Origin of the sequence: Chitinibacter sp. FCG-7 (genome assembly GCF_040047665.1) — a bacterium.
Classification (GTDB): domain Bacteria; phylum Pseudomonadota; class Gammaproteobacteria; order Burkholderiales; family Chitinibacteraceae; genus Chitinibacter; species Chitinibacter mangrovi.
This window is the reverse complement of record NZ_CP157355.1, coordinates 1,380,739-1,406,462: the sequence shown is the minus strand read 5'-3', so window position 1 is coordinate 1,406,462 and position 25,724 is coordinate 1,380,739. Positions and strand designations below refer to the sequence as shown.

Sequence of the window (25,724 nt, the reverse complement as noted above, 5' to 3'; positions counted from 1 at the left end):
TGTGCCGAGATGTGATCCCATCGAGTTTCTAATTGTTTCATCGTCACGCCCATCCTGTTTGATGAGCCGATTATCAATTGCTTCGCTATGCGCGATAATCCATAGTTCATGCAAAACATTGATGCGCTATGAGCACAAATACCTTGATTCAATTGCTGCCCGATATGGCGGTGTTTGTTCGTGTTGTCGAATGTGGCAGTTTTTCGGCGGCGGCCAAGGAGCTGGGCCTTAGCGCTTCGGCGGTGAGCCGGCAAATTGCGCGGCTGGAGCGCTCGCTATCGGTGCGGCTGTTGGAGCGCAGCACGCGCAGCCTGCGCCTGAGCGAAGCCGGACACGCCGCGCTAAGCCGTTGTCAGGCCATGCTCGCCGCCGGGCAGGACGCACTGAATGTTTCCGAACAGTATATGGCCGCGCCGCAAGGCCGAGTTCGGCTGGGCGTGCCACGGGGTTTTGCGCGCGCGGTGTTGCAGCCGCTGATTACGCCTTTGCTGCATAAGCACGCCGGCATCGAGCTGCATCTGCTCGTCACCGACCGCGTGCTCGACCCGCTCGACGACGAAATCGATCTGGTGATCCGCATCGGCGATCAGCCGCCGCCGGGGCTGATTGGTATTCCGCTACAGCAGGTGACGCAAGTGCTGTGCGCCAGTCCCGCGTATCTGGCCGCCCATGACACGCCGTTCACGCCGCAGGATTTGCTCGACCATCCGTGTATTTGCCTCGGCGAAACGCCAGTAGACCATCGCTGGCGCTTGAGTCGCGACAAAGAAGAAATTACCGTCGCGGTGACTGGGCCGCTGCGAGTCAATCACAGCGAAATGCGGCTCAACGCCGCGCTCGACGGCCTTGGCATTGCCAGCCTGCCCGACTTCACCGCCAGCGCCGCGCTTGCTGATGGCCGCCTGATTCGCGTCCTGCCCGAGTGGCAGCTCGGTACTTCATACGCCGGAATGGCGTATCTGCTGTATCCGGCGCATCGCTATGTACCGCCCAAATTACGCTGCGTGATTGACGCGCTGATTGCGCATTGCCGGGGCTGATGCGCTGTGCTGCCGTTACGCAGCCCGGCTGCGCTGCTGGTTGCGCCCGTGCGATAATGCGGCGTGCGGTTGTTGCTGTATATATACCAAGCTATGTATGTGGTGCTAGGCTTTAATGATATTGATTTTGGATCGTATACCCCATGAGTGAAGAGCTGTCTTACTGTGAACTCAGCGCTGAACACCGAGCCGCTGCCGTCCGGCATGTGCGTGATATTGTTCAGGTGGCGATTGGCCATACTGCCGACGAGCCTGCGCTGATTATCTACGACACCGAATGCCCGCTCGCTCTGGTGCTGGCCGATGCCTACCGCGCGGCGCTGCCGCAGGCGCAGGTGATCGAAATCAGTACGGTAGACAACGACACGGTGATGGCCGCTTTTGCTGCGCAGCCTGCCGGTGCGCTGGTGGTGCTGATCCAGTCGACGCATTTCCGGCTGGACGCCTACCGTTTGCGCGTGCAGCTGTTTGCGCAGGGTTTGAAGGTGATCGAGCATGTGCATCTGTCACGCATGGTGGGCATTGAAGCGCCACGCTATATCGAGGCTTTGGCTTATGACGCCGACTACTATCGCGGCACTGGCGCGGCCTTGCAGGCCCGAATTGGCGCAGCGCCCCACGCGCGGTTAGTCAGCGGCAGTGGCAATACGCTGACGTACGCAACGCGGCTGGAGCCCGCCAAGCTCAATGTGGGCGACTACCGAGCGATGAAAAATATCGGCGGCCAGTTTCCGATTGGCGAGGTGTTCACCGAGGCGATTGATCTGGAGGCGGTGAGCGGGCGTGCCGATGTTTTTGTTTTTGGCGATACCACCTTTCACTGCAATTTTCCGCCGCAGGCGATTACCATTGTCGTTGAAGCTGGCAGAATCACTGCCGTTGAGCACAGTACGCCGGAATTTGACGCTGTGCTGGCGAAGATCCGCGAGGTGGAAGGCGAAGTCTGGTTGCGCGAGCTGGGTCTGGGGCTGAACCGCGCATTCAGCCGCGAGCACACCGTGAGCGATATTGGCACCTACGAGCGCTTGTGCGGCGTGCATCTATCGCTGGGTACCAAACACGGCAGCTATAACAAGCCGCAATTCAAGCGCAAAGACACGCGCTTTCATATTGATGTGTTTGTCGATGTCGCAGGCGGCGTCTGGCTGGGCGACGACAATCTGTACGTGAACGGGCGCTGGGTTTGCTAGGCTTTATGCCTAGCCTGACAGCCTAGCATTAGCAGGTCGTGTTTAGATTCGCGCCAGATCGTCGTCCAGCGCTTCGGCAAATAGCGTAGCAGGTGGCGTGCGTTCGGCGTTGTGGCTCTGGTAAATCCGCGCGCGGGTGACATTGCGTGTGTTGATCATGGTAAAGCCGCCAGTGGGCAGGCGAATCAGAAAAGTGCCTTGCTCCAGTAAGCCGTTCAGCAGCGATACCCGCTCGCTATCCGAGGCCAGCCGCCCCTTGATCTCGATGTAATACTCAAAGCCGCCTTCAAACAGCACCTCGATCAATGCTTCAAATGGTTGACCTGCTTTGCTGCTGCCTGCAAACTCGCTGCGCCAGCGATATTTTGCCGCTTCCAGCTCGGCCAGAAAGGCCGCCCGTCCCAGAATGGCACACGCTTCATCCACATAGCCATAAGCGGGTACGCGGCGAAACACCATCTCGTAAGGCTCGTCGGTGTGCACGTCGATCCAAGCAATGTGCCGGGTGGCGATCAGAGAGACAGCGTCTTTGCCAGCAATGCACAGGCTGGCGCGGCGGAATAATTGCCGTGGCTCCAGGTGCGTGAGCCAATCGCTAATCGCTTGCAGATTCTCTTGCTGGTAGGCGCCGGTCCAGCCGTCGGTGCGCTGGATATTGACCGTCATGCTCATGGTGTGCCCCTTGGGATAAATATTGCTGTGCAGCATATGCAGCTTTGCCGGTCTTGCCAAGCGGCCTGGCTGTTATTCCCAACTGTCGCGGCGCGGCTTTTTGGCTATGCTGCAGCACCTTTAAAACGGAGGGCTGCGATGCCAAAACGACATACCTGGCTGGAGGACGCGCAGGGGCTGCTGTCCGGCGTATTGCTGATGGCGCTGGCGATCCAGTTTTTTAAGCAGGCCGGTTTGCTAACGGGCGGCGTAACCGGGCTGGCCTTTTTGCTGCACTACACCACGCACTGGGCATACGGGCTGATTTTCTTTGCCATTAGCCTGCCGTTTTACCTGTTTGCCTACCGGGTGCTGGGGCGTGAATTTACGCTGAAAACCTTTGCCTGCATTGCTGGGCTATCGTTGCTGGCCGATTTGCTGCCGCGCTGGATCGGCTTTGCCCGGCTAGACCCGTTGTTTGCCAGCATTATCGGCGGCCTGCTCGCTGGTGTCGGCATTCTGATGCTGATCCGGCACAAGGCTAGCTTGGGCGGCGTGACGGTACTGGCGTTGTATTTGCAGCAACGTTTTGGCTGGCGTGCCGGGCATGTGCAGCTGGGTTTTGATCTGGCCATTCTGGCCTGCGGCGCGGCGATGGTGAGTACGCCGCAATTGCTCTATTCGGTGGCCGGTGCGCTGGCGCTTAATCTGGTAATTGCCATCAACCACCGCCCCGGCCGTTATATGGGGATGTGATCTGCTTGCGCTGCTTTGAGCTGATTTTTTGGTTTGTATATGGGTATATCTCTAGAGATTAATTAATAATTGCTCTGTAGCGAGATACCCATTGCATTGCTGTGATCCGGTATTGCATGAATTGCGGCGGCTGCGCTGAATTTCACCATTCGTCAGTTCGTTTTTGCGCGTCAATAAGCCATACCAGCGTACGGTATATGGGCGCACACCTGTCGCGCATCAAGCTGTTTGCCCATACCCTGAGGCACCGACCGTATGCTGCAGGTTGGCGGATAAACGGCGCTGTGAGAACTGGTTTTTCTGTCCTTAACTGCAATCACAAGACATAAAAAACCGGAGATCAAAACATGCAGTTATCAATGAAAATGTGCGTCATGCCGATTCTGGCTGGCGTGCTGTGCCTGCTGGCGTTTGGCGTATTAAGTAGCGTGTTGCCTGCAACGTTTCAGGCGGTGTTATTGCTGTTGTTGCCGGTGGCATGGATGCTGATTTTTGCCGGGATTTACATTGGGCTGATGTATCTCAGTCAGGTGAGCGGTGCCACCGTTCGTTTTCGCCAGCACAAGCATTAAGACAGCACTGGGCGGGCGCTGTCTATTCTCAACGAAAAATCTAGGCCTTTTTCACAAACTCGGTTTTTAGCTGCATCGCACCAATGCCATCAATCTTGCAGTCGATATCGTGATCGCCGTCGATCAGACGGATGTTTTTCACCTTGGTGCCCACCTTGACGACCAGCGACGAGCCTTTCACTTTCAAATCCTTGATCACCGTCACCGAATCACCGTCTTGCAGCACATTGCCATTGGCGTCTTTCCAGACCCGCGCTTCCTCGGCCGCAGCGCCCTCGCCCGGAGTCCATTCATGTGCGCATTCGGGGCAGATCAGCAATCCGGCATCCTCGTAGACAAAAGCTGAGCTGCAGGCCGGACAGGGTGGCAAATTCGACATGACGATTCCTGATTTCTGTTTGAACAAGCCGGCATTATACGCCCACGCCCGCTGGGGCTGATTGCCTTGTATCAAGGCCGCCTGGCGAGCGGCACTGCAAGAATCGGACAAATTGCAGCGCAGGATCAAACATTCCATCGGCCTGGGGCTAGCTCTAAATTGGTGTCAGCAATCCTGCGATTTACCGTGGACTTCATCGTGAAAAAAATCAATGCCTTATGCCTTGCCATCCTGCTTGCCACGGCGGGCGGGGCGACGCTGGCGGCGGATTCGTACAAGGTCGTGGGTTATTACATCTCCTGGGGGCAGTACCCGACTTTTGGTCATTTCACGCCGCTGAAAATCAAGGCCGAGCATTACACCCACCTCAATTATGCTTTTGCTGCAGTCAATGAAGCGGGTGAGGTGGTGATGGCCGATCCCGGCGAGTGGCGCAATGGCCAGGGCTGGGGCGATCAGGCCAATTTTGCCCGTTTGGCCGAGCTGAAAAAGCAGCATCCGCAGCTCAAAACGCTGATTTCAATTGGCGGAGGTGGCAAGGGGTCAAAGTATTTTTCCAATGCCGGTTTAAGCGTGCAAAGCCGCGAGCGTTTTGCCGACAGTGCCATTGCGTTTATGCGCACCCATGGTTTTGATGGTCTGGATATCGACTGGGAGTTTCCAAGCTTTGCCGTCCACCCGGACAATCTGTGGCGGCGTGCCGATATGGATAACTACCTGAAATTATTCAAAACGCTGCGCAGCAAGCTCAATGCGGCTGCGCAGGCCGATGGCAAACCCTATCTATTGACGCTGGCCGCGGAGGCTAATCCGACCAATCTGCCGAAGTACGACTGGAAGGCCATTGCGGCTACGGTGGACTGGATCAATGTGATGAGCTATCAGTACAGCGGCCCGTGGTCGCTGGAGGCCGGGCATATTGCGCCGCTACAGGCTGATCCGCAGATGGGCAAACCGGCGCGCTACCATGTCAGCGGCACCATCGAGGCCTATTTGCAGCAAGGCGTGCCTGCCCGGCAGCTGGTGCTGGGTTTGCAATACAGCGGTCATATCTGGACGGGTTGTGCGCCGGGCAATCAGGGCCGTGCCGTGCGCTGCAAGGCCATCGGCAAAAGCACCTGGGATTACCCGACCGAGGGAGCGCTCGATTATCAGGACATCAAACGCAATTACCTGAATAAAAACGGCTACGTGCGTTACTGGTCGGATGCCGCCAAGGCCGCCTGGCTGTTCAACCCCGAGCTGGGTGCATTGGTCAGCTACGAAGATCCGCAAGCGCTGGCTGAAAAGCTCAAATTTCTGCACCAGCAGCAGCTGGGTGGCGTCATGGTGTGGGAAGTCACCGCCGACCGTGACGACGAACTGGCGGGTCAAGTGAGTCGGGCACTGCGGGCGCCCGCAGTCAAAGAATGAATGCGCCCGATGCGGGGGCAATCTGCCTGCATATGGCTGCTGGCCGCATGTAGGATAACAAGCGAGCAATTGCTGGTAGGCCATATACCTGCCGGTGTATTGCTCTGTAGCTATTTATAAATATAAAGGATGGAGGAATACCCTATGAAAATGGGCAGCTGGATTATGCTGGTGTTGGCCAGTGGCGTGGCATCGATGGCGCAGGCGGCAAACGATTGCGCCGATTACTGGCAGAAAGAGCAATCGTATACGCAAGGGCAAACGGTGAGCCATCTGGGGCGCAATTATCGCGCCAACTGGTGGACCTACGCCATGCGCCCTGATCGCGTGGAAAGCCGTAGCGAATGGTCCGATTTGGGCCAGTGCAGCTATCCACAACACAGCGTGTTCGAGTTGCCGGGCGAGCAATTGCAAGCGCTCACTAGCCCGAGCATGACCGTGGGCACCCGCTACCGGATTCATGTCCGCCTACCGGCAGACTATCAGCCCCAGCGCGCCTATCCGGTGCTGTACGTGGCGGACTGGAGCTGGCTGGGGCAGCGCGAAACCATGCAAGCGCTGCTCATGGAGTTTGAAGGGCGTGACGTTCCGCTGGCGCAATGGCGCAGCGTGCCCGAACAAGTGGCCGAAGCCCAGTCCGCCGGTGAAGCTGCTCCGGTGATTCTGGTCGGTATCGAGTGCCCGGATGAGCTGGGGCCGTGTCTGGTGCGTCGTTCGCGTGATTTGACCCCGACTCATTCTGCCGCCGAGGACGACTATATCCGCAGCTGGCTGATGCCGGACTTGTCCCCCACACAGCAGGTAAGCGGTGGCGGCGCCAATTTTGGCCGTTTTATCCGCGAATCGGTTATTCCATCGGTCGAGCGGCGTTTTAAAGCCGACCCGCATCAGCGCGGCTGGTTGGGCACTTCGTTGGCGGGCCTGTGGGGCGCTGACCAATTGTTGAACCATGATCGCCTGTTTAGCCGCTATCTGCTCAATAGCCCGTCCTTGTGGTACGACAATATGGCTACGTTGCAGCGTACCGCCAGCCAGAGTGCGGCCAGTCTGGCCGGTGTGCAGCAGCTGTATTTGAGCATTGGTGCCGAAGAAACGCAGGAGCGTCCATTGCTGGAAGAATACGCTACTGTGCTGGCGCAGCGCCAGCTCAACCCGCATACCCGGATCATTCCCGACGCCAGCCATCTACTGGCCCCGGCACAGGCCAGCCGATTGGGGCTGCCCAAGGTGTATCCGGCGAAGTAAAGTACGCCTGATTAGCTGAAGCTTGCTGGTCACATCCGCAGCGTGGGCATCCGGTGATGCCTGCGCTGCGTATTTTTTACTGCGATACATCGGAGTCTGCCATGAGCGATCACCCCAAAACATCATCAGCCCACTCGCGCTATCAGCTGGATACTCGCGCCGGGCAAGAGCAGATGCCTGCCGGCTTGGGCAAGGTGCTCGAGATTCTGACGAATACGCAGCCGGAGCGGGCGATGCCTGCTGATCCGCCTGCGACGGTGAGGTGGCCTATGGGCAATCTGTTTGCCGATGCGCAGCCGCCGCAGGATGGCGAGCGCTTTGAGCCATTGCACCAGCAGGCGGGCCTGCTGATCGAGCGGATCGTCAGCTCAGCGCGGATCGCGCAGCAGGAATACATTCAGACTCAGGATGAATGGGTGTTGCTGCTACAGGGGGAGGCCACGCTGGAGGTGGCCGGGCAAGAGATTACGCTGCGCACGGGTGACTATCTGCTAATCCCGGCGCAAACCCCGCATACGGTACGCCGGGTGAGTGAAGGGGCGCTCTGGCTTGCTGTACACTACCCGTGCCAGAAATAACTGGAAGTTATCGATGAATTTCAATATTGAAGTCCGATTACAGCCCGCGCAGCACTTTATCTCCCGCTGTTGCTATGTCACTGTCGCCGATTTATTGCCGTGTATTGAGGCTACGCTGGCAGAAATGCACACTGCACTAGCCTTGGAGGGGCTTGTTGCGGCCGGTGCCCCTTGGGGAATTTACCGGGGCGATATTAGCGAGTCTGCCGATGGCCCGATTGAGATTTGCCTGCCGTTTGTGGGAAAGGCCGCCGAATGTGTCGGTTTTGACGTTAAATTCCAGCCCGCAGTGCAGGGCGCGGTGATTGCAGTTAGTGGCGATGCTGCCGCTTATCCGCAGGTGATCGAGGCCTATCAGCAAGGTAAGCGCTGGCTCGATGAGCAAGGCCGCATGATTATTGATGACGCACGCGAAGTCTGGCTCAGTGACGATGTGCAAGTGCTGGAAATCATCTGGCCTTTTGAATAAAGCACTCTTTGGGGGCGTGCTGGAGCGAATGGTTTTTGATGGCTTCAGAAGTCTTCAGGCGATTTTAGCGCAGGTATTTGGCCTGCAGGCGGCTAAGCGTGCCATCCTGTACCAGCGCTTGGTAGGCGTGCAGAAATCGCTGGTAAAAGTCGGCGCGAACCTTGGGGTTAAAGGCGAAATAGCAGCCCAGCCCCGGTTGCAGCGTGTAGGCCACCGTCATTTCGGTCGGATTGAGTCCGGCCGTTTTGGCCTCGTAGGCATGGCTCAGCAGGATGCCGGAGACCAGATCAAAGCGTCCGGCGTACAGCATTCTGGTAATGCTGCCCGAGGACGGGATTTTTTCCAGCTGTTCGGCCGGAAAATTATTCCGCTGCAAAATCTCGATATCTGCGCCATACGCCGGTACGCCCACCTTGTACTGGTGGGCGTCGGCCAGTGTGCCCAGCTGAATGTCGTTTCGGCTTTTCAGCCTGATCAGCGCAATATCGCAAGGGTCTACCGGCCCCACCCACAGATAGCTGTTTTCACGCGGTGCCGTGCGCACCGTGGTAAACAGAATGCTGTTGGCGTCGGCGCTGTTTTTGCTCACCGCCCTGGGCCAGGGTAAAAATTCGGTTTTAATGCGCAAACGCGCCTTGTTGGCGATCAGCATCAGCAGCTCGTACGAAATGCCGCTGGCTTGCTGACCTTCTTGCTGATAGTTAAAAGGCGGAAAACGCTCGGTATAGGCGCGCAAATCTTCGGCCCTGGCCGGGTTGGCCAGCAGCAGGGGCAGCAAGATCAGCGGTAGCCCGCCTACGCGAGTGGCGCGAAGGCGGGCTTGAAGGCGCGTCCACACGATGAAATCCCGTTTTTGCGAAGGCGATAGTGCAGTATTCACCCTCAGGGAATAAAGCACAAGCCTGAACCGCCCGACCTGCTGGCCTTGGTAAAGATTATTCTATATGGGTATTTGCACGGGGGCTTTGTTCATATTGGTTTGTGGCGTAATACACGTATGGGGTAATTGCAGGCGACTGGCTTTACCAAGCCCATCTAGCCGCCCGGTACAAGGCAAGACGCGCCAAGTGCTCTGGCTGTGTGGCATCAGTGTTTTTACCTATAAGCAACACTTGCACGCATTCAATGGCAAAGACATGGCGATGAAATAAAATAGTCAGTCTTGTAAAAGTTAAACAGTGCGGCTGCTCCGTGGCGGCTACACCTGGCTTTCGGGTGTTTCATTCACTGTGTCATGCGGGGGTGGTATGGAGTTTATTTCTGATGTGTTCAGTTTCTTGTTTTGGGCTGCGCTGATTCTGGGTGGCCTAGCTCTGTGGTGCTATAACGGCTTGCGCCGCAGCGCCGAAAACGTCAAAGAAGCCTGGTCAAATATTGGCGTAGTGGCCAAAAAGCAGATTTCGCTGATCAACCAGCTGATCGATGTGGTCAAAAGCTATGAAGACAGCGAAAAGCTGGTGATGTTGAAAGTGTCCGAAGACAGCAGTCTGACGTCGATCCAGAATATGGTGCACCAGTCGACCGTAGCCTTGAACACCATGGCGGGTCTGGCGCAGAAGTTTCCCGACCTGAAAAGCAATCAGCAGTACAACCGCCTGATCGATAGCATCCAGCAGGTTGAGGCGCAACTGCACGGCTATCGCGAGCAATACAATGCGGTGACCAAGGCGTATAACGTCGAGCGTGGCAAGATTCCGCATGTGTTCATTTCCAGCCAGCTGGGCTTCAAATCAGCCCCCTATCTGGAATTTAGCGGTGGCGAAGAAATCCACGACATGGGCGTGCTCAAGACCATCGGTGGCGACGATGCCGAGCGCCTCAATGCGCTGATCGGCAACGCCAGTGGCAAAGTGCTGCAGCTGGGCAAAACCGCCGCTGGGGCAGGCATGCAAATCGGCAAGCAGGCCGCGTCAGCAGGCAAGCAATTGCTTGATAAAGGCAGCAGCAAGCTCAAAGAAATTACCGTCGTCGATTATTTCTACCTCGATGCCGAGCGCAAGCCGCAAGGCCCGGTGCAATGGGATGCCTTGCTGGCCTTGCACGCCGACGGGCACATTGGCGATGAGACTCTGGTCTGCAGCAAATCGCAAATGGGCAGCAGCGACTGGCAGGCACTCAAAATCCTGATCGAAGCTGAGCAAGCCAGCGCCTTGCCACCGATTCCAGAATTGCCGCCCATTCCGGCTGAAGCAGAAAAAACGCACTAAGTCAGGCAAAGTATCAGTTTGCTTGAATTGGATTCAAATTCGAGCGGGTCAGCCGCATTACCCACGGCAAGCCAATCGGTATTCATTCAATTGGTGTCTCTGGCAGATGCGCAGCCCCTCGGGCAAGGAAAACTGATATGCCGACCATTGACTTCTTTAATGTCCGGATTACCCTCTGGAAGGCGATTGCTGGGCTGATCTGCCTGCTTTTTGGCCTGTGGATTGGCTTTGCTGGCTATTCGAATGTGCAGTTGGAGCCGTTGATAAAGGCCATCATTTACACTTTTGCCTTGGGGGTTTCAATGGCGGGAGTGTATTTGGCAAGCTATGTCGATTACCGCTACTTTGACCATCAGAACCAGCAACTCAAACGTGTGAATGGCTTATGGTTTGCACCGCAAAAGACATTTTATTCTTATGGGAATATGCGAGCGGTACAGGTTCGAATGGCTTCAACAACACACAAAACGGAGTTGAGTGAGCGCACGCAAACAGTCGCAACCCAGTATTCGGCAGTGATTAAATTAAAGGATGACGAGCTTTATTTTCGTGGTTCATCCAATGAACAAGAAACGATCAAGTATGCCGAGCAGCTGGCAGATATGCTTGGTATTCCTTTAAAGCTTGATCTGAATGGCCTTGCTAAAAATCGTTCGAAAGACAGCAATGCCAGTTTTGCCCGGATGATTTTCTTATTGTTATCCCTGCTTTTCGTCCTTGCTTGCATGTATGGATTGGCTGTAATGACCAGCGCAGGATGAAGCGCAGCGCTCTCGTTCCCTATCATGTTTAACCATTTTGTTCTCGCATCAAGAACCATAGCCAAAGCCCTGCTATCCAATGAAAGCCAGTTATGAAGTCGTGAGTGTGGCGCACAGCGAGTCTTGGTCATTTTTCACTCGCCATCAGCAAAGCAGCCTGCCATTCAACTGGCATTATCACCCCGAGTACGAATTGTCGCTGGTGCTCAATGCCAAAGGGCAGCGCTATATTGGCGACCATATTGCGGCGGTTCATGGGCATGATCTGGTGCTCACTGGACCTAATCTGCCGCATACCTGGGCGGTATCGGCGCTCAATGAGCAGGCGCAGATTGAAGTGCGCGTGATCTGGTTTACGCACGAATGGCTGGCCCAGCTGTGTCAGGTTTGTCCTGAGTGCACCCCATTGCTGCAAGCCTTTGCGCAGGCGCAGCATGGCTTGCTGTATTCGGCGGCGACGCTGGCGCAAGTGCAGCCGCTGATGGAAGAGATGCTGAATGCCTCGATGATGAACAGGCTGGTGCTGCTGTTTAAAGTGCTGCAGCTGCTGGCGCAAGACACGCCAACGCCGCTGTCGGCGGCTACTTTTTCCAGCCCGACACCACCACGCAGCGAGCAGCGGCTCAATCGCGTCACGCAATATTTACTCGATCACTACGATCAACCGCTTGATCTGGTGCGGCTGGCGCAATTGGCCAATTTGTCGGCCAACAGTCTGTGCCGCAGTTTCAAGCAACACACCCGCATGACTTTGTCCGATTATTTAAGCCAGCTGCGCATCGCCCGTGCCTGCGAAGCGCTAATCGAAGGGCAGGAGCCCATTTCCGTCATTGCCTACCGCGTTGGCTACACCCATCTGACGCATTTCAACCGGCAATTCAAACGCATCAAGCAACTTTCCCCCAGTGAATTTCGCGCCCGATTCAATCGCGAAAGCGACAAAACTTAACCCTGATTAGCCACTGTACGCACGCTATATGCCGGGCAATGCCCGGCCCATTGGCGCATGCTCCAGCAATCGGCACAGTCATGGACTGCAGGCCATGAGCGCTGCATTGCTGCCCCCTGGGGGCGAGCGTCTGACAAATCCGGAGATTGATAGCATGAGTCCAGAATTACTGCGTTTTTATCGCCTTGCCATTCCGATTACGATTCAGATCCTGTTTCTATCGGCACGCAATATTACCGATATTCTGATGACCTCCTCACTGGGCATCGTCGCCGTGGCGTCGGTCGGGATTGCCAGCAAGGCCATTATGGTGGGGATGGTGGCAATGGGCGGCTTGGCCAGCGGCAGCAGCGTACTGGGTGCCCAGTATTGGGGTGAAAACAATACCAGCGGCCTGCGTAAATCGATCTGGCTGGGGCTGATGACGTCAGCCTTGCTGGTACTTGCGCCGATGCTGATTCTGTTCGGGCTGACCCCCGAATGGTTGATCTCGCTGGCGAGTACCGACCCAGCGCTGATTAGCAACGCCGCCGATTATTTGCGTATTTTCGGGCTGGCTTTTGTCTTTTTGGCGATCAGCAACTGTCTGGGGATTGCCTTGCGGGTGTCGGGCCGCGCTTCGCTGGCGACCTACTGCAGCCTGATTGGCGTCGCGCTCAATATTGTAATCAGCTATGTCCTGATCTTTGGCCATCTGGGATTGCCTGCACTGGGCATTTTGGGTGCAGCCTGGGCGACGGTGATCAGCTCGGTGATCGAGGTCCTGATCATGCTGCTGATCTTTTCCCGCAAGGTAAAAGATTTGCTGCCCCGCCTTGCTGATTTACCAGCGATTAGCAAGGTTGAGCTGAAAAGCTATCTGGCTATTGCAATTCCATCGACGATCAATGGTTTGCTCTGGGCGCTGGGGATTTTTACCTACAGCGTGATTTATGGCCGGATCGGCACCGAAGCGCTGGCGGTGATGGCTTCGCTGACGCCGCTGGAATCGATTGCGGCGTCGGTCGAACAGGGGCTGGCTACGGCAACCGGCATTTTGCTCGGTAATTATCTGGGGCAATCCGAGTTTCGCCAAGCCAAGGAGAACGGCTTTAAATACCTCAAATACAGTGTATGTACTTCTCTGGGTCTGGGTGTGTTGCTGATTCTGATCATGCCGCTCTTTCTGACGATGTTCAAACTGACGGGCGACAAAGCCGGTATCGCCACTGCGGTCTACATGATCATGGTCTTTACCTTCTGGGTGAAAACCATCAACGCCGTTGGCATTAGTGGTGTGTTACGCAGCGGCGGTGATGTAGGTGCCGGGCTGAAAATCGACATGATAGGCCAGTGGGGCATAGGTATCCCAATCGCCCTGATCGGTGCCTTTATCCTCAAACTCAGCCTGCCTTTGGTCTTTGCGCTGGTGATGCTCGAAGACATCTGCAAGGCGGTACTCACAACGGCACGAATCAGAAAATACATCTGGATCAGAAAAATTACCCAATCAGCGGGATCGTAAACCAAACGTCAACAGAGCCTAGGCTAGTCCGCCAATACGCTATGGCCATTGCTCAAAAAGAGCCTGCATTTCAAGTGTCCACAGAGAGTGGCTAAAGCTAATCTGTGGGATGAAAACCTAAAACCCTTGCCCGTATTTGTGCCCGGGCAAGGGTTTTAAGGCGTGGCGTTATGGCCAGATTGGCTGGGCAAAGCGGTATTTGGCCAGCAGCGTGCTTGGGCGGCATGCGTCGCCGTTGCACAGCCATACGCTGGCGTAATTGCCCGCGGCGTTGCTGGCGCTGATGTCGGTGTTGGCAACAAACACCATCCCGTTTGGATGCGTGGTTTTGCTCAATACCGTGCCTTCAGCCACGCTGCAGCTGCCATCGGGGTTGCTTGGCAGATAACGTGGTGCTGGGGGCAGCACGCTAGGCGTGCGGATGGCTTGCGGGCCCGGCAGGCTGCTGACCACTTTACCGTCGATCCGTACTTCCCAGCGTTCCAGCATGGTGACTGGTGTTGGTAAGCCGGTAGAGCTGGTGTCGACATGCACTTCAGTGCGGCAAGCTGCGCCCACTTTTTCGGTGAAGGTAATCAGGTAGACCGTTTGCGGGCTGACAAAGCTGGCTTTCAAGCTGCCATCGGCTTGCCGGTTGATCTGGGCGCTAAATTGCGGAGGGCGGCTGGTGCTGCTAACAGGCAGCGCCCCTTTGTCTTCCCACGGGCTGCCAGCCTGATCGGGCGGATTATTCTGTGTCCACCATTTGGCCTGATAAATCCGGCCATTGAATGCCGCTTGCTCGCCGCCACTGTAGGCTTTGCTGCTGCTCCAGGGCTGTGGGCCTGCACCCTGATTGCCGCTACTTTGCACTTCCCAAGCGCCCCAGGCCTGGCCGGGTTTTTCGTTTTGCGTCCACCATTTGGCTTTATAAGTGATGCCGTCCAGGCTGGCCAGATCGCCTGTATTGTAGACTTTGCCCGCATCCCAGACTGGTGTGAGCGGATTGGCTGCGCCATAAACGCGATCCGTTTCGGCATCGTTCAGCCCCGGCAGGCTGGCCTGATTGGTGTAACGCTCAAGTTGCACCGGGCATTGGCCGTTGCTCACGGGTGGAATGTAGGGAAAATTTGGGTCTTTATCCGGGTAAGTCACTGGCAGGCGGCCATCCAGACCGGCAGGCAGCGGCGGTGGTGTCATTTGTGGTGGTGGCGAGCAGGCCAGGCTGGCTTGCGCCAACAATGTGCCGCCCAGGCTCAACGCTAAAAGCTTGATATTCATGGTCTTCCATCCTTGATTATGTTTGATATTTTCCGGCTATGGGTGCCGGAAAGGCTGTCTTGCAGCCGTGATCAATATCATCAAGTCATTTGCTAAAGTCAAGCTGTAGTCAGTGAGTTTGTGATCTGGTGAACACTGGCTTTACAGTGGGGCCAGTTTACGGATTTTGATCGTGGGGTATATCTCTGAAGCTATGGTTTGATTTTATTTTGGTGGCTATACATGGGTGGTGTATTGCAAATCGACGCAGCTCGATTGGGGGGCTAAAGGGTACAGCGCAGCGTCCAGCACTGCTGGTTATGTTGCCTAGCTATATACCCTGTTACTTCAGCGCTTCAACAATTCGCTGCAAGAATAATAGCTGTTGTGCATAAAGCGTGTGAGGCGTTGAGCCTGTTTCATGTAAATTGCATTTGACCGCAAGGCGCTGCATTTGATTGTGGCTAAGTTGTAAGGCTACGTGGATTTTCTCATTGGCTTTTGATTGTGCTTCATGATATTGCATCGCTAACGCATAATTTTTGTATGCAAGAAATTCAAAATCGCAGGCTTCATAGTTTTCTAAGCGCGTGGTTATTTCTCTGGCCGTGATGATTGTTGGAGTCTCTAGATTTGAGTGAATGAGTATTTCACTTTCGGCGATTTCTTCCACATACACGTAATCATCTTCCAAAAGAATGGCGTTTAGCTCTGTAGCAAGTGCCGCTATATTTTCTGGGTGTTTGGCATATATGTAGAGAATGGGAGCTTCTCTGGGCGCGGGGTCGAATTGGCCTGTACTTAATCGAATCTCGACCCCCTCATTTTTAGTCTCAAAACGCTCTAAAAACCCTTCAAAGATATATCTGCTAGCCATGATTATTCCTGTTGATGGGTTTTTAGCTGCATGGTTGATTATTTCTGCAACCACTTCGCCGCTTCAATCGCGTAGTAAGTCAAAATCGCATCGGCACCAGCGCGCTTGAAGGCGAGCAGGCTTTCCATCACCACTGCTTCTTCGTTCAGCCAGCCGTTTTGCGCTGCGGCTTTGAGCATCGCGTATTCGCCGGAGACTTGATAGACGAAAGTCGGCGCGGCGAATTCATCTTTGACGCGGCGCACGATGTCCAAGTAAGGCATGCCTGGTTTCACCATCACCATATCAGCGCCCTCGGCCAGATCTAAGGCCACTTCGTGCAGCGCTTCATTGCTATTGGCCGGGTCCATCTGGTAGGTGTATTTATTGCCCTTGCCCAGATTGCCCGCCGAGCCAACCGCGTCGCGGAATGGGCCGTAGAAGGCGCTGGCGTATTTGGCTGAGTAGGCGAGGATGCGGGTGTGGATGTGATTGTCGCGATCGAGCGCGGCGCGAATGGCGGCGACGCGGCCATCCATCATGTCCGATGGCGCAATAATATCAGCACCCGCAGCGGCGTGGCTGGCGGCCTGGCGCACCAGCGCGGCAATGGTTTCGTCGTTCAGCACATAGCCGCTGTCATCAATAATGCCGTCCTGACCGTGCGTGGTGTAGGGATCGAGCGCGACGTCGGTGATGATGCCTAGCTGCGGAAAACGCATTTTCAAGGCTTCGACGGTGCGCGGCACCAAGCCACGCTGATTCCACGCTTCGCGCGCATCCAGCGTTTTAAGTTGCGGCTCAATGACCGGAAACAGCGCCAAGGCCGGGATGCCGAGCTTGACCGCTTCTTCGGCGACGGCAAACAGTTTGTCCATACTCATGCGCTGCACGCCCGGCATTGAGGCGATGTCTTCCACCCGATTACAGCCGTCGAGCACAAACACGGGCAGGATCAGATCGCTGGCGGTGAGCGTGTTTTCACGCATCAGGCGGCGGGAAAAATCATCACGGCGCATGCGGCGCAGGCGGGTCGTTGGGAAAGGGCGATTGGTGTGCATGAGACATCCCGTGGCAGTGCTGGGCCGCTGCTCTTGTGGAGCAGGGCCGCGCGGTTGAAAAAGATTGGGCTGATTTTACTCCGATTTATGCGCGTTTCGGCGCAAAAAGGCCAGTCCATGGCTGTGGATTATGCGAGGCCTTGGCTATGCTCCGGGGTAGTATTGATCAGATGGGCGTTCTGGCTATGGCTTAGCGAAAGATACCTCTCATATTGCTTGAGCACATCGGCAATCAGCTCTTCGGTGCGCAGGTATTCAATATCATAGCCACGGCGGCCATCGGCAAAGAAGGTGACGGGCTCGAAGGTGTGCTGACGCTCGCTGGCTGGTAGGTTGGCGTCGCGCAGCGCAAAGCTGGCCACTGGGCGGGCGTGGGCGCGTACACCATAGATAAAGTCGCGCAGATTCGGCTGCGGTACGCACAGCGCAATGGCGCCATCATCGTGCGTGGTCACGGTGGCTTTGCAGCCGCGTTGCTGCATTTCCAGCGCGACTTCGTCGAGCGCCGGTTTGACGGTCTCGCGGATAAAGCGTGCTACATCATCCTGGCTAGGCTGGTGCAGAATCTGCTCCAGCCTTTGCTTCCAGTGCTGGCCGGTCCAGAAGGTGCTGGCCGGGGTGAATTTCTGCTGTGAATGGCGCTGATCGGCCAGCAGCCCGCGCCAGAGCGAAAAGGCCAGCAGAATCATCACCATGGTAAATGGCAGCGCGGCGATCAGCGTCATCGTCATCAGGGCTTTTTGCCCGCCTGCGCCGAGTAGCGTCGCGGCTGTTAGGCCGAGCAATACAGCCCAGAACAAACGCTGCCAAACCGGCGAATGCTCAGGATCGCGTGACGATAAAGTATCAAGCATCAGCGCGCCCGAATCGGCCGAGGTGACAAAAAACACCAGGATCAGCAGCATGGAAATGACCGAAGCGATGCTGGAAAATGGCAGATAGTCAAAAAACTTGAACAGCAAGGCGTCCACATTCCCCGCTGTGGCCGCCAGTGCGCCGTGGGCAATATTCATATCCAGCCAGATCACTGTATTGCCAAAGACGGTCATCCACAGGAAGGTGAAGATACTCGGGATAATAATCACGCCGGTGATGAATTCACGGATGGTGCGGCCGCGCGAAATGCGGGCGATAAAGAGACCAACAAAGGGCGACCATGAAATCCACCACGCCCAGTACAGGATGGTCCAGCCGCTGAACCAGCCTGCGGTGCTGCCGGGCTCGTAGGTAAAGCTGCGGAAGGTCAGATTGATAAACTGATTAAGGTAATGCCCCAGATTGTCGCCAAACGCGCCAAGCAAAAAGAGCGTCGGGCCGGTAAACAGCACAAACAGCAGCAGCGAGACCGCCAGCAGCAAATTAAGCTCGGAAAGGCGGCGGACGCCTTTTCCCAAACCCGTAGCCGCTGAAATGCCGGCCAGCACAATGACGGTGGCAATCAGCCCCAGCTGGACAGCTAGCCCGGTGGTATCCCAGCCGGTGAGCTGGTGCAAACCGGCCGCCAGCTGCGCCGAGCCCAGCCCGACAGAGGGGGCAAGGCCAAACAAGGTGCAGCACAGGGCAAAGACATCGATGGTATGGCCAATCGGGCCATGAATGCGCTCGCGCAAAATCGGATACAAGCCCGAGCGCAGCGACAGCGGTAAATTGTAGCGAAAGCCGAAATAGGCCAGCACCAGACCCACCAGACCGTAAATGGCCCAGGCATTAAAGCCCCAGTGCAGGAAAGTGCTGCTCATGGCCTCGCGGGCGGCTTCCAGCGTCTGCCCTTGCGCCAGCGGGGGCGAAACATAGTGCATCAAGGGTTCGCCAACGCCGTAGTACATCAGGCCAATGCCCATCCCAGCGGCAAACAGCATGGCCAGCCAGGAGGTCAGGCTAAATTCGGGCTCGGCATCGTCGGCCCCCAGGCGGATTTTGCCAAAGTCACTGATGGCCAGAGCAATCAGGAAAATAAAAAAGCCGGACACCGCCAATGTGTAAAACCACGAAAAATGGACGGTAATCCAGTGCTGGATGATTAGTAGCTGACTTTCAGCCGCTTGAGGGGCCAGCGTAGTTAGGGCGATCAGCAGGCCAATGGTAATCAGGCTGGGGATGAGCACCGGCAGATTGAAGGTATGCCGTGGGAGAGTTAGCCGTGGCGAGGCAGTGTTGTTCATATTGAGCTCCACTTAAGGAGCTCCTCTGGATCAGGGTTTGGGATAGCAATAGGCGAGGAGCTCGATCAAAAGAACAGCAGACCGCGATTAATTAAAGAAGGTCTGCACAGAAAGCATCACTGTATCGGCCTTGCCCATGCGCTTGCTACCCAATAAATACCAAGTGTGAATATCCCCGCTTGCTTCGATGAACTTATGCTGCCGTCTTGCTCTGGCCTATAGCTGCGCTCACGCCGATCAGCCGTAGCGCGCCAGACCCAGTGCGCTGGTGTCGATTTCGGGGCGATCGCCATTGATCAGATCGGTAAGCACGCGTGCCGAGCCGCAGGCCATCGTCCAGCCCAGCGTGCCGTGGCCGGTGTTCAGCCACAGATTGCGGATGCGGGTAGTGCCAATAATGGGGGTGCCGTCGGGGGTCATCGGCCTTAAACCTGTCCAAGGCGTAGCCTGAGTTAAATCGCCGGCGTGCGGAAACAGATCATTGGCGACCATTTTCAGCGTCGCAACCCGTTTGGGATCGATCACCTTGTCGTAACCAGCAACTTCGGCCATGCCGCCCACCCGCAGGCGCTGGTCAAAGCGTGTCAGGGCGATTTTGTAGGTCTCATCCATTACCGTCGAGCGTGGTGCGACCTCGGCTGCTGCCCCGGTCTGCGCCAGTGGCACGGTGATCGAATAGCCTTTGACCGGATAAACCGGCAAATCGAGCCCCAGCAATTGACCCAATTGCCGTGATGCGCAGCCGGCAGCCAGCACAATCTGATCGGCATGCAGCGTTTCGCCTGACAGCTGCACGCCAGTGATCTGGCCATTTTTTACCGGCAAACCCAATACATCGACGCCGTAACGAAAGACGGCGCCAGCCTGTTCGGCCATGCTGGCCAGTTGGCGGGTAAAGAGCTGGCAATCGCCGGTTTCATCGTTGGGCAGGCGCAGTGCGCCGACCAGCTCTGCAGCCTTGTGCGCCAGCGCGGGTTCGGCTTTGACAATGCCGTCGCGGTCAAGCAATTCATGCACGACGCCCATTTTGGCTAGCAAATCGGCGTCGCGGCGGCCATTGTCCAATTGCGCCGCTTTGCGGAAAATCTGCAAAGTCCCCAGCGTGCGCCCTTCGTACTGAATCCCGGTTTGGGCGCGCAGCAGTTTGAGCTGGTCACGGCTGTATTCTGCCAGCGGCACCATGCGGTTTTTATTGCGCTGATAGGCTTCTACGGTGCAATTGGCCAGCATTTTGGCCATCCACTCCCACTGAAATGCATCGCTACTGGGGCGAACGCGTAGCGGGCCGTGCGTTTGCGCCAGCCATTTGATCGCTTTGAGCGGCACGCCCGGCGCAGCCCATGGCGCAGCGTAGCCCGGTGAAATTTGCCCGGCGTTGGCAAAACTGGTTTCCTGTGCTGCAGCTGGATGGTGTTCCAGCACTGTGACTTGATGTCCGGCGCGTTGCAGGTAATAAGCGCTTGTGACGCCAACGACCCCCGCACCAATGATGATGATCTGCATACTTGCCACCCTCGGATTGATACCAAGAGCATAGATGCCTGCTGCAGCGGGCGCGATGCGGAGAAACCATTAGGGTCTGTTGATGTTTGGTTTGCAGCCAAACCAGGACTTTAAATAAAGCATCCGGCTGGGCGATTTTTTCGATGATGCTGCGTTGTAGAGCGCTGACATAGGATGACTAGGCGGCGCGATCTACGTCTTGCCTCATCGAAAAACTCGCGCTAGTGCGACGGCGAACCAAACATCAACAGACTCTAAGCAGTGGCTCGCTGAGGCGGATTAATCTGAGTTGTCATTGTGGGGTATATTCATGAGACTATTGATAGATATGGCCTGCATGAATATACCTTGCGATGTATTTTGCTGTGATGATTTAGCTCAGCTTGAACTGGCTAACTAGCCGTTCCAGCTGCGCGGCGCTGTCCTGCAGCTGGCTCGATAGTGCGGCATTCTGATCGGCGCTATGGCTGATGTCTTCGGCCATGCGTGCAATGCGTTCGACACTTTGCGCCACCAGATGCGAAGCGGCTTTTTGTTCGGACATCGCGCTGCTGATTTCGGCGACGGCATTGAGTTCGGCGTGGCTGCTGTCGCGAATATGCGCCAGGGCATCGTTGGCCTCGCCAACACGCTGGCTACCGCGATCCATTTCCTTGCGCGCCCTGTCCATGCCGATGGCGGCGGCCTCGGTGTCTTTCTGGATGGTGGCGACCAGCTGATGGATTTCTCCGGTGGATGACGAAGTGCGCTCAGACAGTTTGCGTACTTCATCGGCGACTACAGCAAAGCCGCGACCTTGCTCGCCAGCCCGTGCCGCTTCAATGGCGGCATTGAGCGCCAACAGATTGGTTTGTTCGGCAATTTCCTTGATTACCTGAACAATTTTGCCGATTTCAACCGAATGCGTTTTCATGCTGTCCACATTGCCGCCCAGCGTTTCCAGATCGCTGGCTAGCTCGGTAATTTCACCCAGCACCGCCTGCATGATTTTCTGGCCCTGATCGACTTCATTCTGCGCCGAACGCGCCTGCTCCTCGGATGAACCGGCATGCTCAGATACCGAAGCAATGCTGACGCTCATTTCTTCCATGGCCGCCGCCATTTCTCCCGAGGCATTGGCTTGCGTGCGCGAGGCTTGCACCACCGATTCGGTATTGCGGTTCAATTGCGCGGCCGACGTGGAGACTGCGCCGGCATTGCTGCGGATTTGCGCAATAATGTTTTTCAAGCCGCTGGCCATGCTGTTAAAGCTGTCACTGACATCGGCCAGCTCGTCGCTGACGTCGAGCTGCACCAGTTGGCTTAAATCGCCCTGAGCAAACCGCTCTGCCCCCTGACGCAGTTGCTTGACCGACTGGATAATCGACAAAAAAGCACCGGTTAATAAATAGCTGCCGAGCAAGAGCATGGCACCGGAAATCCCCAGCGCAATCAGCCGGTTCTGGCGTATTGCTGCGGTGCGCAGCTCCAGCGAGCGGCCGACATCGCCCAGAATTTGGTCAGATAGCTGATTGATCTGGGTAATGGTCTGGCTGAGCTGGGCAAAATGCGCAGCAGGATCGACGGTGACCGTGTCATTGGCAAAAGACTGTTGCAGATAGTTTTGCTGTGCGGCGAGTGCCTGATTCAGTTTTTTGGCATTATCGATCGCGCCCTGATTGCTGGTGTGCGCTATTTTTTTCTCGATATTGCCCGGCGTGATCCCGATCATTGCTGCCAGAGTACCCATTTGCAATTGCTCGGCAGTCGTGGCCGAACCCGCACTGGCAAGCCGTGCGCCCAGACCGCGTGCCTTGGCGACTGTTTCGCCAACCGGCAATAAGTCATTAAAAAAAATGGCCTGCAGATAATAGCTGTCCACTTCGGAATCCAGCGCTAGCCCTGATTCATGCGAAATAGCTTCCATAAACCCGAGCAGCAAGTCTATTGTTTTGGTGTGGCTGGCAAAATTGTCTGTGGGGTTGGCGCTTTTCCAGCTGCTGGCTAGTTGTGCGACTTGTGGGCTGATCGCCTGCCATTGTTTTTGCAGCGTTGGATTGCTGCTTTGGGTGAAGAGCGTGTCGGTGCTGTTTAGCTGATTGCTGAGTTTTTGTTCGTTTTGCTCGATTGCCGCGGCAAAATCGGTCTTGCCTTGCAAATAAGAGGTGCTCAAGCCTCGGTGTTGCTGGCTAAGGTCGATGACGCTGCGTACCGTGATCGCTGCTTGCAGCCCGGCGTGCTCGCGTTCGATGAATTCAATATTTTCATTGAAATTACTGATGATGCGTCCCAGCATGTAAAAGCTGGGGATGGCCAGAATGAGTGCAATCAGGATAAATTTCTGGGCAAATCTGAGTTTGGCTACCAAAGCAATTGCAGGAGCAAAGAGGATGTGCATAATCGGTAACCCATGTATTTAATGTATGAATTGATTGTAATTTATAGATGGACTCAGGCAAGTTGTTGGTCAGTTTTTGTGTTTTTGTCTGGCTTTTAGGTTACGACTTGTATGGGTTTTGACTGGTTTTGAATCTTGGGAAGGAAAATCAATGCTGCGCCATTTATTGCTTGTATTGTTTGTTATGCTAACCGGCCTTGCCCACGCTGCAGAAACCGGCAAGCCCAAAGTCATTTTAAATGTGGTGGGTAAAGTGACTACGCCGCTGGCGTTTAGCCTGGCCGAGCTCGATAAGCTGCCGCAAAAGAAAATGACGGTATCAACACCGTGGTATCCAGAGCCGCAAACATTTGAAGGGCCTTTGCTGCGCGATGTCTTGCAGCAGGCCAAATTGAAGGGCGAAACCCTGAAATTGCAAGCGCTCAATGACTACACGATTGATGTGCCTGCCGCTGACTCACAACAGTATGATGTGATCGTGGCCAGCCGACTTAACGGTAAAACCATGTCGGTACGGGAAAAAGGCCCTCTATTTATCATGTACCCGTTTGATCAGCATGAGAAACTGCGCAAGACCGAGTATTACCGCCGTTGTGCCTGGCAATTGAAACAAATTATTGTGGAATAAGAATGAGTCGACGCTTTTTGCTGATTTTGCTGGTGATGAGCAGCGTATTGCTGCTCAATTTCAGCCTGATCGTTTACTTCGAACAGCAGCAAAAAGCCGAGCTGGTGGATTTTGCCGAACAGGGGGTGGGTAATCAGCTGTGGCAGATTTTCCAGTTTCGCGGTGAGTTTAACCGCTTGCGTGAGGCGGTTGATAACCGCGATGAGGACGATCTGTCGCTACGGTTTGATATTGTGTTCAGCCGGGTTCACAGCTTTGAAATGGATGCCACACTAAAGCAGTTTAGCGATCCGGTGTTGCGAACCGCCCTGTTGCCCTCGCTTAAGCAACTAGTCACCTCGATCGATCAGCAAATCCGTACCCGGCCACTCACGCCCGCGCGCTGGGCGCAGCTGCAGCAGCAAATTAATGCCCAGCAAGAGCCCATCGAAGACATGGTGCAGCGCATCCGCACCGAAGAAACCAAGCGAAATGATCTGAAAAAAGACCGGCTGGCCAAGCTGGGCTTCTGGCGTGTGTTGCTGGCGTCTTTGCAGGTGGTCTTGCTGCTGGCCTTTGCCGCGCTGGCTCTCAGGGGCTTGTGGCGCAGCGAGCAGCAGCGGCACAAATTGCAACAATTGAATCAGTCCTTGCTCGAAGCCCGTCAACAGGCCGAGGCCGCCAATGCGACCAAAAGCCGTTTTCTGGCGCATATCAGCCATGAAATCCGCACGCCATTAACGTCGATTCTGGGTTACACCGAACGCCTGCGCCAGAATAGCGAGCTGAGCGAAACACAAAAATTGCATCTGGGGCATATCGCGCATTCGGGCGAGCATTTACTCAGTTTGCTTAACCATGTGCTGGATTTGTCCAAATCCGAAAGCGGCAAGCTCGAGCTGGTGAATGAGCCATTGCGCTTGGCCAAGCTGAAAAGTGAGCTGGAAGGCATGTTTGCGCTGATGGCGCAGCAAAAGGCTCTAACTTTATCAATTGAGTATGCCGATGACTTGCCGGGCTCCTTGCTGCTTGATGCAGGCAAATTGCGGCAAATCCTGATCAATCTGATCGGCAATAGCATGAAATTTACCGAGCAGGGTTTTGTCCGGCTTGAAATTTGCGGGGTTGCGCTGGCAAACCGGCAGTATTTGTTGCGCGCCAAAGTCAGCGATAGTGGTTGTGGTATCGCCGCGTACGAGCTGGCCAATCTGTTTCATCCTTTCGAGCAAACCGAAAGCGGCAAGCATCTGGGCGGCACAGGTTTGGGGCTGGCCTTAAGCCGCGACTTTGCCCGCCTGATGGGGGGGGATATTCAAGCCAGCAGCACGCAAGGGCAGGGGAGTGAATTTATCGTCACACTGATCGCGGCCATTGCTGATGAGGCCGGGGCTCAGGCTCAGGCAGTCGTTCACCATGAAGGCCTGTCTGCCCTGGGCAAAATCATTCTGGTGGTGGAAGATCAGGAAGTGAACCGGGATTTGCTCTGCGAAATTCTGGATGAAGCCGGTGCTAAGCCTTTGGGCGCGGAAAATGGGCTGGATGCTCTGCAGATTTTGCGGCAAAAGCCAGAGATCGATTTTGTGCTGATGGATTTTCACATGCCCGGCCCCGACGGCTTGCTGACGTGTGCGCAGATGAGAGAGCAGGGAATGACACAGCCGGTCTATCTGATTTCGGCCTCACCGGAGTACGAGTTACGCCAGCGCCCCGAGTTTGCCTTGCTGGCGGGGTATCTGAGCAAGCCTTATCAGGCGCAAGATCTGCTTGAAATGTTGGGCCTGAATGGACAGCCTATGCTGGTGCAGGCGGTTGAGGACGCCGATGACAAGGTGATGGCCTGGCAGCAGGCGCAGGCCTATCTGGGCTTTTCGAATGAGCGCTTTCTGGCGCTGGCCGAAAAAGGCTTTATTCGTCTGCAGGATCTGGAGCAGGATTTTGTACTGGCGCTGCAGCAAGGGCAGCTTGATGAAGCCAAGCGTCATGCCCATAGTGCCAAGGGCATCGCTTCGCAACTGGGTGCGCTGGCGCTGGCAAAGAATTGGGCTTTGTTCGAGGCCAACCCATTATTGCAAGAGCCCGGCATGGACGAAATTGCCGCGCTGCGGATTCACTGCCTGGCTTTACTCAAGCAGTAGCGGCTTGCAGCTCCTGATCTAGCATGGGAGCTGCAGCAGCTTGGCGCGGTGATTTGCTCACCGCTGCCGG

The 25,724-nt window shown here is 55.7% G+C and carries 23 protein-coding genes; 14 read left to right on the top strand and 9 right to left on the bottom strand.

Features of this window, described 5'->3' with window-relative positions; all coding sequences use genetic code 11:
• The first annotated feature begins 128 nt into the window (after positions 1–128).
• The gene (locus ABHF33_RS06580; RefSeq protein ID WP_348946163.1) at positions 129–1,040 is read left to right on the top strand and encodes a LysR family transcriptional regulator; all 912 of its coding nucleotides are present in this window, start codon (positions 129–131) and stop codon (positions 1,038–1,040) included.
• A gap of 143 nt (positions 1,041–1,183) precedes the next feature.
• Complete coding sequence (locus ABHF33_RS06575) at positions 1,184–2,230, top strand: hypothetical protein (RefSeq protein WP_348946162.1); 1,047 nt, start codon at positions 1,184–1,186, stop codon at positions 2,228–2,230.
• Positions 2,231–2,272: 42 nt separating this feature from the next.
• Here the strand turns inward: ABHF33_RS06575 and ABHF33_RS06570 are convergent, their stop codons facing one another.
• Positions 2,273–2,902 carry a hypothetical protein gene (locus tag ABHF33_RS06570; protein ID WP_348946161.1) on the bottom strand — a complete coding sequence of 210 codons (630 nt, stop codon included), beginning with the start codon at positions 2,900–2,902 and terminating at the stop codon, positions 2,273–2,275.
• Between the two features lie 138 nt (positions 2,903–3,040).
• Between ABHF33_RS06570 and ABHF33_RS06565 the strand changes: the two genes are divergently transcribed.
• Together ABHF33_RS06565 and ABHF33_RS06560 are read left to right on the top strand one after the other, a co-directional pair.
• Positions 3,041–3,637, top strand: coding sequence for a YitT family protein (locus ABHF33_RS06565; protein WP_348946160.1), 597 nt, complete (start codon positions 3,041–3,043; stop codon positions 3,635–3,637).
• 347 nt (positions 3,638–3,984) lie between these two features.
• Positions 3,985–4,209, top strand: a complete 225-nt coding sequence (locus tag ABHF33_RS06560) for a hypothetical protein (RefSeq protein WP_348946159.1) — start codon at positions 3,985–3,987, stop codon at positions 4,207–4,209.
• Between the two features lie 40 nt (positions 4,210–4,249).
• On the opposite strand, the gene ABHF33_RS06555 is transcribed toward ABHF33_RS06560, so the two are convergent.
• The gene (locus tag ABHF33_RS06555; RefSeq protein WP_348946158.1) at positions 4,250–4,588 is read right to left on the bottom strand and encodes a zinc ribbon domain-containing protein YjdM; all 339 of its coding nucleotides are present in this window, start codon (positions 4,586–4,588) and stop codon (positions 4,250–4,252) included.
• A 198-nt stretch (positions 4,589–4,786) separates the two neighbouring features.
• Here ABHF33_RS06555 and ABHF33_RS06550 point away from each other — a divergent pair, with 198 nt between their 5' ends.
• The 4 genes from ABHF33_RS06550 to ABHF33_RS06535 all read left to right on the top strand — a co-directional run bounded on the left by ABHF33_RS06550 (position 4,787) and on the right by ABHF33_RS06535 (position 8,293).
• Entirely contained in the window at positions 4,787–6,001 is a 1,215-nt protein-coding gene (locus ABHF33_RS06550; protein WP_348946157.1) for a glycoside hydrolase family 18 protein, read from the top strand.
• A 144-nt stretch (positions 6,002–6,145) separates the two neighbouring features.
• The gene (locus ABHF33_RS06545; protein WP_348946156.1) at positions 6,146–7,246 is read left to right on the top strand and encodes a carbohydrate-binding protein; all 1,101 of its coding nucleotides are present in this window, start codon (positions 6,146–6,148) and stop codon (positions 7,244–7,246) included.
• A 101-nt stretch (positions 7,247–7,347) separates the two neighbouring features.
• On the top strand, positions 7,348–7,824 hold the full coding sequence (locus tag ABHF33_RS06540) for a cupin domain-containing protein (protein ID WP_348946155.1): 477 nt from the start codon (positions 7,348–7,350) through the stop codon (positions 7,822–7,824).
• A gap of 13 nt (positions 7,825–7,837) precedes the next feature.
• Complete coding sequence (locus tag ABHF33_RS06535) at positions 7,838–8,293, top strand: hypothetical protein (RefSeq protein ID WP_348946154.1); 456 nt, start codon at positions 7,838–7,840, stop codon at positions 8,291–8,293.
• Positions 8,294–8,357: 64 nt separating this feature from the next.
• Here ABHF33_RS06535 and ABHF33_RS06530 read toward each other — a convergent pair whose 3' ends face one another.
• Positions 8,358–9,131 (bottom strand): substrate-binding periplasmic protein, encoded by a 774-nt coding sequence (locus ABHF33_RS06530; RefSeq protein WP_348946153.1) that lies wholly within the window; start codon positions 9,129–9,131, stop codon positions 8,358–8,360.
• 409 nt (positions 9,132–9,540) lie between these two features.
• Between ABHF33_RS06530 and ABHF33_RS06525 the strand changes: the two genes are divergently transcribed.
• The 4 genes from ABHF33_RS06525 to ABHF33_RS06510 all read left to right on the top strand — a co-directional run bounded on the left by ABHF33_RS06525 (position 9,541) and on the right by ABHF33_RS06510 (position 13,714).
• A complete protein-coding gene (locus ABHF33_RS06525; RefSeq protein ID WP_348946152.1) occupies positions 9,541–10,500 on the top strand; it encodes a LemA family protein in 960 nt (319 codons plus the stop codon).
• Positions 10,501–10,637: 137 nt separating this feature from the next.
• Positions 10,638–11,261 carry a hypothetical protein gene (locus ABHF33_RS06520; RefSeq protein WP_348946151.1) on the top strand — a complete coding sequence of 208 codons (624 nt, stop codon included), beginning with the start codon at positions 10,638–10,640 and terminating at the stop codon, positions 11,259–11,261.
• Positions 11,262–11,340: 79 nt separating this feature from the next.
• Complete coding sequence (locus tag ABHF33_RS06515) at positions 11,341–12,210, top strand: AraC family transcriptional regulator (protein WP_348946150.1); 870 nt, start codon at positions 11,341–11,343, stop codon at positions 12,208–12,210.
• A gap of 154 nt (positions 12,211–12,364) precedes the next feature.
• Positions 12,365–13,714, top strand: coding sequence for an MATE family efflux transporter (locus tag ABHF33_RS06510; RefSeq protein WP_348946149.1), 1,350 nt, complete (start codon positions 12,365–12,367; stop codon positions 13,712–13,714).
• Between the two features lie 168 nt (positions 13,715–13,882).
• On the opposite strand, the gene ABHF33_RS06505 is transcribed toward ABHF33_RS06510, so the two are convergent.
• From ABHF33_RS06505 to ABHF33_RS06480, 6 genes are all read right to left on the bottom strand, one after another.
• Entirely contained in the window at positions 13,883–14,974 is a 1,092-nt protein-coding gene (locus ABHF33_RS06505) for a carbohydrate-binding protein (RefSeq protein ID WP_348946148.1), read from the bottom strand.
• 322 nt (positions 14,975–15,296) lie between these two features.
• Positions 15,297–15,884: a hypothetical protein gene (locus ABHF33_RS06500; protein ID WP_348946147.1), complete on the bottom strand. Its 588-nt coding sequence runs from the start codon at positions 15,882–15,884 to the stop codon at positions 15,297–15,299.
• On the bottom strand, positions 15,869–16,870 hold the full coding sequence (gene hemB / locus ABHF33_RS06495; protein WP_348946146.1) for a porphobilinogen synthase: 1,002 nt from the start codon (positions 16,868–16,870) through the stop codon (positions 15,869–15,871). Before hemB ends, ABHF33_RS06500 begins: the two co-directional genes overlap by 16 nt.
• 128 nt (positions 16,871–16,998) lie before the next feature.
• A complete protein-coding gene (locus ABHF33_RS06490) occupies positions 16,999–19,032 on the bottom strand; it encodes a BCCT family transporter (RefSeq protein WP_348946145.1) in 2,034 nt (677 codons plus the stop codon).
• 237 nt (positions 19,033–19,269) lie between these two features.
• The gene (locus ABHF33_RS06485) at positions 19,270–20,556 is read right to left on the bottom strand and encodes a D-amino acid dehydrogenase (protein WP_348946610.1); all 1,287 of its coding nucleotides are present in this window, start codon (positions 20,554–20,556) and stop codon (positions 19,270–19,272) included.
• A gap of 352 nt (positions 20,557–20,908) precedes the next feature.
• On the bottom strand, positions 20,909–22,912 hold the full coding sequence (locus ABHF33_RS06480) for a methyl-accepting chemotaxis protein (protein WP_348946144.1): 2,004 nt from the start codon (positions 22,910–22,912) through the stop codon (positions 20,909–20,911).
• Positions 22,913–23,063: 151 nt separating this feature from the next.
• On the opposite strand from ABHF33_RS06480, the gene ABHF33_RS06475 reads away from it, so the two are divergent.
• Together ABHF33_RS06475 and ABHF33_RS06470 are read left to right on the top strand one after the other, a co-directional pair.
• Positions 23,064–23,540, top strand: coding sequence for a molybdopterin-dependent oxidoreductase (locus tag ABHF33_RS06475; RefSeq protein ID WP_348946143.1), 477 nt, complete (start codon positions 23,064–23,066; stop codon positions 23,538–23,540).
• Between the two features lie 2 nt (positions 23,541–23,542).
• Positions 23,543–25,654, top strand: a complete 2,112-nt coding sequence (locus ABHF33_RS06470) for an ATP-binding protein (RefSeq protein ID WP_348946142.1) — start codon at positions 23,543–23,545, stop codon at positions 25,652–25,654.
• Positions 25,655–25,724: the final 70 nt, after the last annotated feature.